Origin of the sequence: Flavobacterium sp. (assembly GCF_044348915.1) — a bacterium.
Lineage (GTDB): Bacteria > Bacteroidota > Bacteroidia > Flavobacteriales > Flavobacteriaceae > Flavobacterium.
Genome location: NZ_JBIKRX010000008.1, coordinates 41,802 through 57,873 on the forward strand (window position 1 = coordinate 41,802; position 16,072 = coordinate 57,873).

The 16,072-nt window shown below is 35.6% G+C and carries 9 protein-coding genes; 7 read left to right on the forward strand and 2 right to left on the reverse strand.

The genetic code is table 11. The features are described 5' to 3' along the window. Window positions 1-10 precede the first annotated feature (10 nt). The 6 genes from ACIQ1E_RS02705 (at window position 11) to rlmB (ending at window position 12,857) form a co-directional block, all read left to right on the forward strand. Complete coding sequence (locus ACIQ1E_RS02705; RefSeq protein ID WP_396168446.1) at window positions 11-1,441, forward strand: RagB/SusD family nutrient uptake outer membrane protein; 1,431 nt, start codon at window positions 11-13, stop codon at window positions 1,439-1,441. Between the two features lie 216 nt (window positions 1,442-1,657). After that, window positions 1,658-4,765 (forward strand): SusC/RagA family TonB-linked outer membrane protein, encoded by a 3,108-nt coding sequence (locus ACIQ1E_RS02710; protein WP_396168448.1) that lies wholly within the window; start codon window positions 1,658-1,660, stop codon window positions 4,763-4,765. A 5-nt stretch (window positions 4,766-4,770) separates the two neighbouring features. Beyond that, complete coding sequence (locus ACIQ1E_RS02715) at window positions 4,771-6,330, forward strand: RagB/SusD family nutrient uptake outer membrane protein (RefSeq protein WP_396168450.1); 1,560 nt, start codon at window positions 4,771-4,773, stop codon at window positions 6,328-6,330. A gap of 763 nt (window positions 6,331-7,093) precedes the next feature. Then, window positions 7,094-10,282 (forward strand): SusC/RagA family TonB-linked outer membrane protein, encoded by a 3,189-nt coding sequence (locus ACIQ1E_RS02720; RefSeq protein WP_396168452.1) that lies wholly within the window; start codon window positions 7,094-7,096, stop codon window positions 10,280-10,282. 21 nt (window positions 10,283-10,303) lie between these two features. Beyond that, window positions 10,304-11,863 carry a SusD/RagB family nutrient-binding outer membrane lipoprotein gene (locus ACIQ1E_RS02725; RefSeq protein ID WP_396168454.1) on the forward strand — a complete coding sequence of 520 codons (1,560 nt, stop codon included), beginning with the start codon at window positions 10,304-10,306 and terminating at the stop codon, window positions 11,861-11,863. Window positions 11,864-12,122: 259 nt separating this feature from the next. Beyond that, on the forward strand, window positions 12,123-12,857 hold the full coding sequence (gene rlmB, locus ACIQ1E_RS02730) for a 23S rRNA (guanosine(2251)-2'-O)-methyltransferase RlmB (protein ID WP_396168456.1): 735 nt from the start codon (window positions 12,123-12,125) through the stop codon (window positions 12,855-12,857). A gap of 30 nt (window positions 12,858-12,887) precedes the next feature. Here the strand turns inward: rlmB and ACIQ1E_RS02735 are convergent, their stop codons facing one another. Both ACIQ1E_RS02735 and ACIQ1E_RS02740 read right to left on the reverse strand, forming a co-directional pair. Further along, complete coding sequence (locus tag ACIQ1E_RS02735; RefSeq protein WP_396168458.1) at window positions 12,888-13,487, reverse strand: Uma2 family endonuclease; 600 nt, start codon at window positions 13,485-13,487, stop codon at window positions 12,888-12,890. Between the two features lie 36 nt (window positions 13,488-13,523). After that, window positions 13,524-14,234, reverse strand: coding sequence for a rhomboid family intramembrane serine protease (locus tag ACIQ1E_RS02740; protein WP_396168460.1), 711 nt, complete (start codon window positions 14,232-14,234; stop codon window positions 13,524-13,526). 241 nt (window positions 14,235-14,475) lie between these two features. On the opposite strand from ACIQ1E_RS02740, the gene ACIQ1E_RS02745 reads away from it, so the two are divergent. Next, window positions 14,476-15,753: a replication-associated recombination protein A gene (locus ACIQ1E_RS02745; RefSeq protein WP_396168462.1), complete on the forward strand. Its 1,278-nt coding sequence runs from the start codon at window positions 14,476-14,478 to the stop codon at window positions 15,751-15,753. The last annotated feature ends 319 nt before the right edge of the window (window positions 15,754-16,072 follow it).

Consider the following 16,072-nt stretch of genomic DNA (forward strand, 5'->3'; position numbering starts at 1 on the left):
AACAAATATTATGAAAAATAGATTTTCAAAAATTATAATAGCCTTCATAGCGGTAGGTATGATGGCAGGATGTAGCGAAGAGTTTCTTGATGAGCCAAAACCAACAGATGGAGTTACTTCAGAAGTGGTTTTTACATCACGAGAAGGTGTTGAAGCGTTCATTTCAGGTATAATGCGCCGTTTTAGGGGTCAGTTCACCAATGTGGACTCCGCAGGTGTAAATTCATTGTTCTATGCACGAACTGTAAAAGGAACGGACATTATGAATTCTCCGACTTGGTTTACTTTTGATTATGCCAACGATAACCGAGAACCAACCTATAGAAGAACCACTTTTAGTTGGAACTATTGTTTCTATATGGTCAACCAAGCCAATGCGTTGATTAAAGGTGTTGAAGGTAGTAGTTTACCAGCTTCAGATAAAAAAGAATTGGCGGCTTACGGATATGCCTTAAGAGGTTTTTTCTACCACCAATTGGTTATGGAATTCTGTCCAACTTACTCCTTTGACTTGAATTATCCAGCACCACCAATTTATACAGATTTATCGACTGAAGGAAAACCTATGTCAACCGTAAAAGATGTATATGCATTGATTGTAAGCGATTTGACAACTGCAGTTGCAGGATTAACAGAATCTCGTTTGGGTAAATCGTATATTAACAAAAGTGTTGCCAATGCATTATTGGCTCAAGTATATCAGGTAATGGGTAATTGGGCTGGAGCGGACATCGCTGCAAAAGCGGCTTACGGTGGAAATCCAACAGCTGTATTAAGCGCATCTACCTATCGCTCTGGTTTCAATGACTATAATAATATAGAGTGGCTTTGGGGAAGTGCGCAATCTGCAGACCAAAGTAACTACTATTGGGGATGGCCTCACGCTGGAACGGACCACTTGACCACTTCGTATTCTGCAACCTATATCAACACAGAATTTGTTAAGTTGTTTTCAGCAACAGATGTTAGAGCCATTTTTCAAAGAAAAAGTGCTTCTATTTCCAACACAAGCGACTACCGCTATTGGATCACTAACAAGTTTAAATTCACTTTTGATGCCGATCACCCAATCATTAGAACACCAGAAATGATTCTAATCGAAGCTGAAGCAAAATACAGACTTGGTAACAGTACAGATGCTCATAATCTATTGTACACTTTGCAAAAAAACAGAGATGTCAATGCTGTTAAATCTACTAACACAGGAAATGCATTACTCGAAGAAATCTTGGTTGAAAGAAGAAAAGAATTGTATGCTGAGATTGGGGTAGAATGGTTTGATGCCAAAAGACTTAGAAGAGGCATCACCAGAACCGGGAATCACAGAATTGGATCAGCTGCGAACCTAACAGCAGATGACAAAAAATTCTTCTTGAAAATTCCTATTTCAGAAATTGATGCTAATGATTTTATCGATGAATCAGTTAATGACAATAGATAAGCATCCGTTTAGGATTTAAATCTTTTAAAAAAGCCGTCTCAAAACATAATTTGAGGCGGCTTTTTTTAATGTGCATAAAATACATTTATTATAACAATAAACATTGTTTATGTTAAATGTTAAATTTTATATGCAAGCATAAAAAATCAATAAATACGTTAGGAATGTTAACAAATTATTAAGATGTTTGTTGCACTAATTCAAAAAAATTTAAAAATGAAACTAAAGTACAAATGGCTTTTTACGCTACTACTGGCGTTATCAATGCAATTTTCTTTTGCCCAAGAGAAAATAATTTCAGGTATTGTATCTGATGCTAATGGGCCGATTCCTGGAGCGAACGTAGTTATCAAAGGATCGAAAGTCGGGGTTCAAACCGACATTGATGGAAAATATTCTATCAAAGCGAAAGAAGGCGACGTTCTTGTGATTTCCTACACAGGAATGGTGAGTTCATCGACAAAAGTTGGCGCTAATAACGCTATTAATGTGAGAATTGAATCATCTTCTAACCAACTTGAAGAAGTTGTAGTTATTGGTTATGGTGTACAAAAAAAGAAAGAAGTTACAGGTTCTGTTTCTCAAATCAAAGGAGAAAGTCTGAAAGGCTTAATATCTCCTAGCTTTGAAGGATTACTAGCAGGGCGATCAAGTGGGGTTCAAGTAACTTCGTCTACTGGTATTGTAGGTCAAGCACCAACAGTTAGAATCAGGGGAGTTGCTTCAATTTCATCTGGAACACAACCTTTGTACGTGGTAGATGGTATGCCAATAATTTCTGTTGACACTGGAGGATATGCAGATGCAAGCGGACTTGGTGACATCAATCCAAATGACATTGAAACCTACGACGTTTTAAAAGATGGAGCCGCAACTGCAATTTATGGTTCTCGTGCTGCCAATGGTGTAATCCTTATTACAACCAAAAAAGGAAAAAAAGGGAATACAAAAGTAAGCTACAACAACGTCGTTGGGTTTGCATCTCCTATAAAAACATTTGATTTATTGAATACCCAACAGTTTTTAGTAATCGCCAATGAAAAAAGAACAAATGCGGTTCCAGCTCAACCTATTTGGGCAGTTGGAAATACTTACAACACTGATTGGCAAGGCGCCGTTTTAAGAGATAATGCACTACAGGTTGACCACAATTTATCTGTTAGTGGAGGTACTGATAAAACAAAATACTACTTATCACTAGGATATAATACACAAGAAGGTATTGCTAAATCTAACGAAATGTCTCGTTATAGTATTAGAACAAATATCGATCACAAAGTAAACGATTGGTTTTCGGTAGGCGCCAACCTAGGTGTAACCAAAACAGATTATGATGGTTTGAACACAGGACGAAATTCAATTTCTGGTAATATTTTCAGTGCCATCAGACAATTGCCAAATACGCCAATTTACGATGCTAATAATCCAACAGGATACAACATCAACCTTGCAACTGGTAACGTAGGACAATGGGACAACCTTCAACCAGTTGGACAAAACCTTTCAAACATTGTTTATGTTTTAGACAACAATAAACAACAATCAAAAATTCAAAGAACACTGTTAAATGCTTTTGCTTCTGCTGATATCACAAAAGATTTGAATTACAGATTCCAAGCTAGTACAGATAATTCTATAACTGAAGGATTCAGATATTGGGACCCAACTCACGGTGATGGTCGTGGAACAAACGGACGTTTGGAAAATTCTAATACTAATTTCTTGAGATGGAATCTTCAAAATATCCTTTCCTACAATAAAACTTTTGCTGAGGCTCATACAATTAATGTAACGGGAGTTGCCGAATATCAAAGTGAGACCAGAAAGTTTTTCGAAGGATCAGGAACAGATTTGGCTGATAAATTCTATAATAAAAATCTTGTAACAGGTGCTTATGCAGTACAAGCTGCTAGTGGTAGTGTATTCGAAAACTCAATTATGTCCTATGTAGGTCGTTTGTCTTACAACTACAAACAAAGATATTTCTTGCAAGGTTCGATCAGACGTGATGGTATTTCTAAACTAAGCCCAGAAACTAGATGGAGTAACTTCTTAGGATACTCTGCCGGATGGAACATTGCCAACGAAAGCTTTATGGCTGGCATCAAAGAACAAGTTTCTGAATTGAAATTAAGAGCGTCCTATTCTGAAGTAGGAAATACGGATATCGGTAGCTATCCTTATTTAGGATTAACTTCTGCTTCTCAATATGGTTCTGCAAATGGTATTGCATTTACTCAGTTTGGAAACAATGCTTTAAACTGGGAATCTAGTAAGAAAACAGATTTCGGTGTAGATTTGGGTATATTAAATGGAGCCGTTAGAATAACTGCTGATTACTTTAAAAATGATATCGATGGATTAATTCTTAATACACCTACACCTCCATCACTTGGGGTTCCTTCTAATACTATTGCAAAAAATATCGGTGCATTAGAAAATACAGGATATGAATTCGGTGTTGAAGCAGCTATCTTTAACAAGCCTGATTTCAAATGGAATGTAAATGCTAACATTACTTTTCAAGAAAGTGTTGTTAAGTCTTTACCACAGAACAATGCAGATATTGTAGGCGGTTCATCAACTGACATTAACATCAACCCAAATATCATTATTCGCGTAAACGAATCTCCAAATGCCCTTTATGGTTATGAATATTATGGTGTAAATGCAGCAAATGGAAATCCTATTTACGTAAAAGCAAATGGAGCACTGGTTCAAGGAAATATTCCTACTCAAACTTATGTAGCTTATGACCCTGCCAATCCAACAAATGTATCTACAGCTTCATCGCTTCTTAATTCAGACCGAAAAATATTAGGAAACACCTTGCCTACTTATTTTGGTGGATTTACATCAACCATGACCTATAAAGATTTTGATTTTGGTTTCTTAGTTCGTTTCAGTGGTGGAAATAAAGTTTTCAATTCGACAAGAAGAGATGGTGTAAACCAAGATTTGAATAACAATACCACAGAAATTTTAGGCAGATGGCAAAGTACCGCCAATCCTGGGGATGGTATTACACCTAGAATGTGGCAAGGCCGTGGTAATTTTATCAATTTAGCCAGTGCTGCAAGTACACGATTTGTTGAAGATGGAGATTTTATCAGTTTAGACAATGTTTCCATTGGATATAGCCTTCCTAAATCAGTAATCGAAAAAATAAAAGTAGACAAATTCCGTTTCTTTATTCAAGCGCAAAATTTACTAATAATAACTGATTACAAAGGAATCAATCCAGAAATGGAAACTTATGGAGTAGACTTAAATGGTACTCCTCGTGCAAAAATATGGTCAATGGGTGTTAACCTTAACTTATAATAATTATGAAAAAGTATATAAAACTAACAACTGTAATGGTTCTTGCATTTCTAATGCATTCTTGTAGTGAAGAAAAATTATTAGACTTGGAACCGATTAACAACATTTCAAACGATGCTTCCTATTCCTCACCATCGTTAATTGCCTTGTCCATTAATGGAATGTACAATGCCGCTCAAATTGGACAATTTAACAGCACAGCTCCAAATGGAGGAAGAGGATACGTATGGGGTGCAGCATTTGTACAACAAGGGGATAATAGAGGCGAAGATGTCGTAAATTTAGCTGCTTTTTACCAATTCACCTATCAAGCAACATACGATCCTAGCACAGCTAACAACGTTTACTATTGGGTTGACGGCTACCGCTTAATCAACCGTTGTAACTTGGTAATCGAAGGGGTTACTAAAGCTGTTTCGAACGGAGTTATCACTAAAGCTGTTGGAGATGACTATATTGCTCAAGCCAAATTCTTGAGAGCAATAACTCATTTCGAGTTATTAACTTATTTTTCAAGACCTTACAACTTTACTGCTAGTGCCAGTCATCCTGGGGTAGTTTACAGAGAAGTGGGTATCGATACACAAACTGAAGTAGATTCTGAACTTGCAAAAGGCAGAAACACGGTTGCAGAATGTTATACTAAAGTAATTGCAGATTTAGATGATGCAGAAACAAAAATAACGCAAACTGCTAATAAAAGTTTGGTAACTAAAAACGCTATCATTGCATTTAAGACTAGAGTGTATTTGCACCAAAGAAACTGGGCCAAAGTAATTACTGAAGGCACAAAACCAATGCCAGGTATAGCATTGACCGCAAGTCCAGAAATGCCGTTTGTACTAGCCAGTAACTTATCCAATTCAGAGTCCATCTTTTCGATAAGACACGGAGCAGTAACAGGTCAAAATCCCGGCGTAAATGCTGGATTAGCTTCACAATACAAAACCAGAAGATTGGTTTGTATCAGTCCAATAATCTGGAGAGACGCGAGCTGGTTGCAAGACGATAAACGTAGAACCGAAGGAACTTTGGTAGAAACTGTTTCAGGCATAAAATACACCAATAAATATAAAGATGGTGTAACCTATACTGATGCGGCACCAGTTATTCGTTATGCTGAAGTTGTTTTAAATATGGCGGAAGCTCAGGCTAGAAAAGCATCACCAGATTTAGCTACTGCTCTTACATTACTAAATTCAGTAAGAAATAGAGCTTTGGCCAATCCAGCTACGCAAGCATACACCTTGGCCACTTTGTCAACGCCAAAACTTATGGTTGAAGCCATTCTTAAAGAAAGAAGAATTGAGTTCTTAATGGAAGGTCGCAGATGGTCGGATATTCAACGTTTGCAAAATGACGACTTGGCTCCTATTGATGGAATTCCTGCAAAAGTAGGTAGTGGCGCTGCAACAGCTGCAATGTTCGTACCTACGACTCCATTCACAGGTCCTTTTGGTGAGGCTGCTATTCCTAGTTCGAATTTCAGAATTTTATGGCCAATTCCACTTTTGGAAACTAATAACAATCCAACCTTGTTAGCACAACAAAATCCAGGCTGGTAATCGTTATAAATTTCTAAAACAATAGTACAAAATACATTTGTTAAAAGCCGTCTCAGCAATGAGACGGCTTTTTTTATAATCACAACTCAACCAAACGAAGAAAATGATACCAATTGTAATTTTAAAATGGTCTAATCCATTTAAAAATTTTACAATGGTTTATGCCGATAGACAATATATTGAGTACAATTTATTGGACCCTTACATATTGCTAATCGGTATGACTTTATACTTCGTTAACTAAAATAAAAACACAGCAACTGCTCCTCAAAACAAAATAACTTCTGCTCGCATTTCTTACCTTGGCTACTCTCTCTTTTCCAAAGTAACTAAACAATCCATGATCAAAACTTACAAAATAAAAACTTAACTGGGATCTATCCCTCCAAAAAAAAACTAGTAGAGAACAATAGAATATACTAACTACTGGAACGTACTATTCATTATAAATTGATAAAATCAAAACACAGCTCCTTTTCCGACATAAAGAAATACAAACGGCTACTTAAATTTATGTAACTATGAAATACTATTTGAATTTGGAAACTAACATTTGCAAAAAACAGATTATACAGGCAAAATCGGGTATTTTTAAAAAAACACAATTCATAAATAATCTAACTAAAAAAAAAACAATAAAAAAACATTGCTTAGTATTGAAATAATAAAAATTATTAATAGATATTATAAATAAAGTTAATTAATATTAGGAATGTTAACAAATTATTAAGATTTTTGTCGCACTAATTCAAAATTTTTAAAAATGAAACTAAAGTTCAATGGAATCCTGGTACTACTATTAGTACTAGTGGCGCAAATTACATTTGCGCAAGAAAGAGTTGTTTCAGGTGTTGTTTCTGATAATACAGGAATGCCTTTACCAGGCGTGAGTGTATTAGTTAAAGGAACACAATCTGGAATACAAACAGATTTTGATGGAAAATATTCTATCAAAGCATCGTCAAGCCAAACCTTGATATTTAGCTTTGTGGGAATGAAAACCCAACAAGTAGCTGCTAGTTCGGCTAAAATTAATGTAAAAATGCAGGACGACTCACAAGTTCTTGAAGAAGTTGTAGTATCTGGAGCAGTAGGTATCAAGAAAAAGAAAGGGGCTGTAACGTCTTCTTATGCATCTATCAATAATCAAGAATTAACTGCGGCCTATAATCCAGATCCAGTACGATCTCTACAAGGTAAAGTTTCTGGTTTAACGATAAACGCGACTACAAACGGCGTAAGTGGACAAAACTCCATTAGAGTTCGTTCTATGTTGTCCTTTACAGGTAACACTGAGGCTCTTGTTGTTATAGACAACGTAATTTCGACAGCAGATGTACTTGCTACTCTACCTGCTGAAATCATCGAAAGTGTAACGGTACTAAAAGGTGCTCAAGGCGCTGCTCTATATGGATCACAAGGTAAACAAGGAGTTGTTTTGGTACAAACTAAAAAAGGTGCTAAAGCAGAACAAATGATTGTAACTTTTACTTCCGGTGTAGATATGGAAGAGATTAGTTTTATTCCTGAAAGACAAACAAAATATGGTCAAGGATGGTACGGTGCTCGTGACCCACAAGAAAACGGTGGTTGGGGTGAATTGTTTGACAATGCACCATACAATGTAGGTATTCCGGGTAGCCCACAAGGAAATGTAGAATCTACATATTCTTCTAAAGGCGAAGACAATATTAAAGAATTTTACCAACCAGGTACTATTTATCAAAACAACCTGAACATTAATGTTGGAGGTGCTGATTCATTTGTTAATTTCAATTTAGGAAATGTTACGAGAAACTTCGTCATAGAAGGAGATCACTTGAGCAGAAACAACTTTGTATTAACTGCACAAAAAAAATTAAACAAATTGACTTTGGGTGGTAATATGACTTTTACCAATTTAAACACCAAACAAGCCAACGTAAATGCGCAAACATCTCGAGCAGATTACACGCTTTTGACTAACTTACTTCAAGCAGGAACCACTATTCCAGTGAAGGCGTTTAGGGATAGAGAACTTTATGGATATAATGGTTATTATCAAAATCCTTTTTGGGCAAAAGACAACAATAGACTTAACGAGACAAAAAATTTCGTCAATTTTGGTATAAATGCAGCTTATGAAATAAATAAGCATATAAACTTATCCTACAATGGTTCTGTTCAATTAAGAAACAACAATCAAATTGCATATGCTAATGCAGGACAAGCTCCAGCAACTTCCGATGCAGATTTTTCTACGGGTTCTGAATTTTATCAATCTGCCTTTTCTAGCACTTACTATTATGGTGACATAATGGCTAACTTTAATTACGAATTGTCAGAAGAGATTGGGTTGAAATTTAACATTGGACAAAATACGCAGTACAATGCTTCCAAGAGAGTTTCACAAGGAGGAACCAATTTAGATATTCCTGGATTGTATAATATTGCCAATGTATTAAAACCAGCTAACCCTTCATCGCTTCAAAACGGAACTTTTGACAGCAGAATATCTGCTACATTCGCCAATGCCGATTTAAATTATAAAGACTACTTATTCTTGAATTTAACAGGAAGATATGAAGGAAATAGTGTGGCTGCTAAAGGAAACCAATACTATTTTTACCCATCAGCAGGTTTGTCATTTGTGGCTACAAAAGCATTTGAAGGATTAAGAAATCAAAAAACTTTAAGTAATTTGAAAGCGTATGCCAATTACACTGTAGTCGGCTCATTAGATCCAGTAACTGCTTATGAAATATTAAATACAGCAAATTACGCTACAGGCTTCCCAATGAATTCAGGTAATTCATACAACAACCAAACCACCATAACTGACCCAAACATCAAACCAGAAACATACACTACCTATGAAGGTGGTCTTAATTTTGGTTTCTTTAATGATGCTTTGACCATAGACGTCGCTGGTTATATGACTAAAACAACTGATTTGATTACTCAAGCTTCGCTAAGTACAACTACAGGTTTGGTTGGTAAAAAAACCAACTCAGGTGAATTAGAAGGAAAAGGATATGAAATTGATTTAGGTTTTAGAGCATTTAACACTCCTACTTTCAAATGGAACGGTCATTTAGGATATTCGCACGCTGACACTAAAGTAATAGATGCTGGAGAATCTACTAAGGTAGTATTGACTGATGCAGGGAATTCTCAAATTGTAGCCGATATATCGGCAGTAGAAGGGAAATCATTCCCATACATTACAGGCACAGACTGGACAAGAGATACAGCTGGAAATGTAATTGTTGATGCTCAGGGAAGACCTACTCCATCTGCAGTATTTAAAAATTTAGGAAAAGTTCAACCAGATTATGTTTTAGGTTTTACTAATAATTTTGAATACAAAGGAATTGGTTTGTCATTCACTTTAGATTACCGTAGTGGAGGTTACTTTATTTCACAAACGAAATACAATCTTACCTGGACTGGCCATATTGTTGAAACCGCTGAATTTGACAGAAATGTAGGTTTCCTTTATCCAGGTTCTGTAATAGACAATCCTGCAACTGCAACAGTAGGTGACTATATCCCTAACACAAGTGTACTAACGGGAGGTTTCAACACTTTAACAGGTGCAGCTAACAGAACTCAAGCTTATTTTGGACAAGCTTCAAATTTAGGTTCTTTCAACCTTATTGATGCAACACAATTTAAAGTAAGAGAAATTTCTTTAAGCTATTCATTGTCTAAAAAAGTGTTAGATAAAACAGGAATTGAATCTTTGAAATTCAGTATAAATGCAAGAAACCCATTTATCATTCTTGCTGACGGCAATAGAGGTTATGCTGATTCTGAAGTTTCGAGCCAGTACAATAACTCAACTTCATCTGCTGCTAAAAATCCAGCTGGAACTGTAGCCAATACATCAAGAAACGGTATTGGATTTATTGGAGATGCGCAATACCCATCAACTCGTACATTTGGTTTTACCATCAACACTACTTTTTAATAATTAAAAATAAATTATATTATGAAAAAAATATTATACAGTAGCATTATGATGTTACTTTTGTTTTCATCTTGCGAGAATTACCTTGATGTAAATGAAAAACAGACAAATAGACCCGATTTTGATGCTCTTACGCCAAGTCAAATGTTATCAGGAGCACTTACTAATTATACAAGTTATCAAGTAACTACTTTATCAACTTACGGAAACAGATTGGCTTACGTCTGGGGTTTAAATAGTGGCTTTACTTCTACTGATCCTGCTTATACCTATAAATACGACAGCAGCAGTTATACTGCCTGTTTTGAAAGCGCGTATTTGATTGGGGATAATTTTCAAGATATTCTAGACAAAAAAGCTAGTTTCCCTACTTATACCCTTCATTTTGGAGTTGCAAAAGTGATGAAAGTTATGTGTATGGATTATGTGACTGCTCTTTATGGCGATGCACCATATACAGAAGCCTTTAATAATGATATCATTGCTCCTAAATACGAGGATGATAAAAAAATTATCCCTGGACTTTTCAAAGAATTGGACGAAGCTAGAGCCTTCTTTGCTGCACCTGGTGCTGCACCAATGGGAGCTGAAGACTGTGTTTTTGCAGGTGATAAAGCAAAATGGCTTAAGTTTGTAAACACAATAGAATTAAAACTATTGTTGCGTTTGTCTAAAACTACAGATGCTACACTTGTCGCTTTAAGAACTGCTCGTTTCACAAAATTAAACGCAAATCAAGATTTCGTAACTCAAGATGTTACAGTAAATCCTGGATACAACAATGGAACACTTAACTCTAGAAACCCTATCTTTAGAGTTAACGGACAAAATGAATCATTTAGTGCAGCTACTTCTGCCAATGCAGCTAATGCAGCGGGTGATTATGCTGGAAGACTTGTAAACGGTACAATAAACGATGCGAATATTACATCTGGACTAGTTGACCCACGAAGAGCTAGAATGTTCACTCTTATAGGTGGAACGGTTGTTGGTAACGTACAAGGTATTTTCCCACTAACTGCAATTTCTAAATACGCATCATTCTATCATGGAAGAACAGGAGCCTCTGTCGACATAGCAAACAAAAACGGTGGTGAAAGAAATGCATTTTTAATGCAAGCTGCTGAAAGCTACTTTCTACAAGCTGAAGCGATGCAAAGAGGTTATTTGACTGGAACTGCTAAAACTGCTTTTGAGGATGGTGTAAAAGCTTCTTTCAATTTCTACAGTACAGGCTTTGGAACTATCGTGATTGCTACTCCACTTGATCCAGTAGCTTACTTAGCTGCGATCGATGCTAAAAACGGTTTGGGCTGGACAGGCTCTACTGACAAAATCAGCGCAATCATTACTCAAAAATATCTTGCTTTATCGCAATGGCATGGAATTGAACTTTACTTAGACCATTTGAGAACAGGTTATCCAGTATTACCTTTACCATTCGGTGTAACTGAAACAAAAAGACCTAATAGATTAATATATCCAAGTTCGGAATATTCTTCTAATAGCACGAATACTCCTGTAGTTTCAAATGGAGATTTATTTAGTGTAAACACAAAAACTCCTTATTATTTACAATAAAGACAACTGTTTAAATGTAAAACCATCAGCGCAAGCTGGTGGTTTTTTTTTATTGAAATCATTTAATACATCACTCTAGTGCAGTCAAAAACTATTAATTTCAATAACAAGAGCTAATCTTGATTGCGACCGAAAAACACAAAACACAAGCAGATAACATATTAAAAAAGATATCAGACAACTGAATACCAACATTGCTATTTGTAATAAATTAAAAAACAACTATCAAAAAAGAGAAGATATTACATACCTTTGCCAAATGGAAAAAGAACATTTAATATTCGGGATAAGAGCCATTATTGAAGCAATTCAAGCAGGCAAAGAAGTCGATAAAGTATTTATACAAAAAGAAATTTCAGGCGAATTGATGAAAGACTTGATGAAGGTAATGAAACGTGCAAACGTGAATTTCTCTTATGTTCCTGTCGAAAAACTGAATCGATTAACACCAAACAATCATCAAGGAGCTGTAGCTTCGATATCGCCGATCGGTTTTATTGAACTAGAACATCTTGTTGATGCAACAGTTTCATCTGGAAAATTGCCTTTGTTTTTAATTTTAGATCAAATATCGGATGCGCGGAATTTTGGGGCTATTATCCGAACGGCAGAATGTACTGGTGTAAACGGAATTATTGTTCAAAAAGCAGGATCAGCTCCCGTAAATGGCGATACTGTAAAAACATCTGCAGGAGCGGTCTTTAATGTGCCTATTTGCAAAGTAGAACATATCAAAGATGCCATTTTCTACTTGCAAGGCTCAGGCATCAAAACCGTTGCCGCCACCGAAAAAACCGACCAAAACATTTATGACATCGACCTGAAAGAAGGAGTTGCTATCATTATGGGTTCCGAAGATAGAGGAATCAACCCCTCAGTGCTAAAAATCGTCGACGAGAAAGCAAAACTACCTATGTTCGGAACCATTGGCTCGCTAAACGTTTCTGTAGCTTGTGGCGCCTTTTTATATGAGGCAGTGAGGCAGAGAAGTTAGAAGTGAGAAGTGGGAAGTGGGAAGTTTGCACTACTGTTTAAAAATGTTTTTTACGCTAAATTTTAAACTCGGAAATGTGGGACTTTCCAATTTACCGCTTTCAATAATTGGCTTTAATCCGATGAATTTATTGTCTTTAAGCACATAAATTAAAATTGTTTTCTCAGATTGATTCACAATCCAATATTCTTTTACACCATTCTCTTCATACAAATCAAATTTAATGGTCATTTCTCGGTTTGAATTTCCTGGAGAAAGGATTTCAATGATCAAATCTGGAGCACCTATACACCCTCTATCGTCTAGTTTATCTTTATCACAAACAACACATAAATCGGGCTGAACCACTGAAGTTATTTGATTGTCTTTTGTACTGTCTTTGAAATTTATCAAACGAACATCAAAAGGAGCTACATAAAAATAACAAGAAGAATTTCTAAAACTTCGACTCAAAAAATAGGTTAATTCTCTTGAAACTTCCTGATGAGATCTACTTGGCGCTGGACTCATCTTAAAAATCTTTCCCTTTATTATTTCAACTCTTTCCTTAAAATTCCAAAGCAAATAATCGGCATAAGTATAACTACCTTTTAAATCGAGTTGTTTGAAATTTGTGATAATTGTGCTCATTTTAAAAACTTTAGGATTACAAAAATACAAAATAATTCAATTTGATTCTTTAAAATCAAAAATCTCATTATCTTCTACAATTGGAAGATTTACAAAATTTCCGCTTTCATCAAAGCGTTGCATAAACTTGTCATTCATAGGATTGTAATCGGGATGTTCCCAATCGTATTTGATGATTTTTATATACTCGGGAGTTTTGTACAACAAAGAAAGGACAAGGCCAGCAATTAATCCTGCCAAATGCCCCTCCCAAGAAATTTTCTCATCTACTTTTGGAAAAATATACCAAACCATACTGCCATAAACCAGAATTACAGTTAATGATAAGGCCACCAAACGATAATATTTAGTTTGAATACCTTTGAAAAAGATAAAACTCACCAAAACATAAATCAAACTGCTGGCACCAATGTGATAACTATCTCGACCAATCACCCAAGTAATAAATCCAGAAAATAAAATCCCATAACCAATAACTTCAAAAGTTTGTCTAGAATAAAAATACCGCAATGCAGCTAACAATATCAGTAGAGGAATCGAATTATTGTACAGATGTTCTAAATCGGAATGAATAAAAGGGCTAAAAAGAATGCCTTGTAAACCTGATACCGTTCTAGGATAAATTCCATTTTCGAAAAAATCAAAATCAAATCTGATTTGCAACCAATAGACAAACCAAAGCAACAACACAAAAAAAAATGGTAGCGCAATTACTGAATTGGAATATTTAAAATGGTTGTCGTTCATATTGACCGTTTGTTGTTTTGAGTTTATTGTTTATTGTTTATTGTTTTGTTAGCTGAATTTACACAAAAATGTATCCAAAAGCAATTTAGTGCTATTTTGTCATATTTTAAAGAGAATACAAAAAAGATGAAAGAATATAGACGCAGTAAGTAAGTTGAAATATCATTAGTTTTACTAAAAGCAAAATCCTAAATTTGTGATTGATTGATCCTCAATCTAAAATCTAAAATCTAAAATCATCTTGAAAGCTCCATTAGCAGAACGCATTCGTCCGCAAAAATTAGAAGATTACATCAGTCAATCGCATTTGGTTGGGCCGAATGGTTCGTTGACACAGCAAATCGCGAAAGGAATAATTCCTTCGTTGATATTTTGGGGACCTCCGGGAACTGGAAAAACAACCTTGGCACAAATTATTGCACAAGAATCGAAGCGTCCATTTTATATTTTGAGCGCCATCAATTCAGGAGTGAAGGATATTCGAGATGTGATTGAAAAAGCCAAACAAAGTGGCGGACTTTTCACTGCCAAAAATCCAATTTTATTTATAGACGAAATTCATCGTTTCAGCAAATCACAACAAGACTCCTTGTTGGCAGCCGTCGAAAAAGGTTGGATAACTTTGATTGGGGCCACAACCGAAAATCCAAGTTTTGAGGTCATTCCTGCATTATTATCTCGTTGCCAAGTGTATATTTTGAATGCATTTACAAAAAACGATTTGGAATCTTTATTAGATCGAGCCATAAAAACCGACACTTTTTTGACAACCAAAACTATAAAACTAACCGAAACAGAAGCGCTGCTGCGACTTTCAGGAGGCGATGGACGCAAACTATTGAATATTTTCGAATTGGTCGTAAATGCTGGTGATGACGACGAAATTGAAATTACAAATGACCGAGTATTTGAACTCGTGCAACAAAATACCGTTTTATATGATAAAAGTGGTGAACAACATTATGACATAGTATCCGCTTTTATCAAATCGATTCGCGGGAGTGATCCCAACGGAGCTGTATATTGGTTGGCAAGAATGATTGAAGGAGGCGAAGATGTAAAATTCATAGCGAGACGAATGCTCATTTTGTCGAGTGAAGATATTGGAAATGCGAACCCAACGGCTTTCATTATGGCTAATAATACTTTTCAGGCTGTGACCACCATTGGTTATCCCGAGAGCAGAATAATTTTAAGCCAATGCGCTATTTATTTAGCAACCTCGCCCAAAAGCAATGCTTCTTATTTGGCTATTGGAAGCGCACAGCAATTAGTGAAACAAACTGGAGATTTACCTGTTCCCATTCATTTGCGTAATGCACCAACAAAATTAATGAAGGAATTGGGCTATGGTGACGAGTATAAATATTCACACGATTATGCCAATAATTTTGCTGAACAGGAATTTCTACCCAAAGAAATTTCAGAAACGGTTTTATATAATCCTGGAAACAATGCAAGAGAAAATTCCACTAGAGAGTTTTTGAAAAACCGTTGGAAAGATAAGTATGGGTATTAGTGGAAGTTAAAAGTGGGACGTTAGCTAAATAATTAAATTTTTAATTTTCTGTATTCCTGCAAAGCCGAAAAGATGTCCAAAATATAGATTCTATTTTCTTCGATTCTATACACTATTTTGTAATTCCATTTGGGGAAAAATCTAATTTTTTCAGAATTATAAAGCGGTTCTTTCGGATTTTTTTCAGGAAAAATATTTAGTCATTCCTTAAGAACCCACTTTTTGAGTTTTTAGATTTTTTACCAAAAATACATCTGCAAAAATAAGCAGTAAAAATTCGAGCCAAAGAACAATTTGCTCTTTGATTTGGTTGAATCGT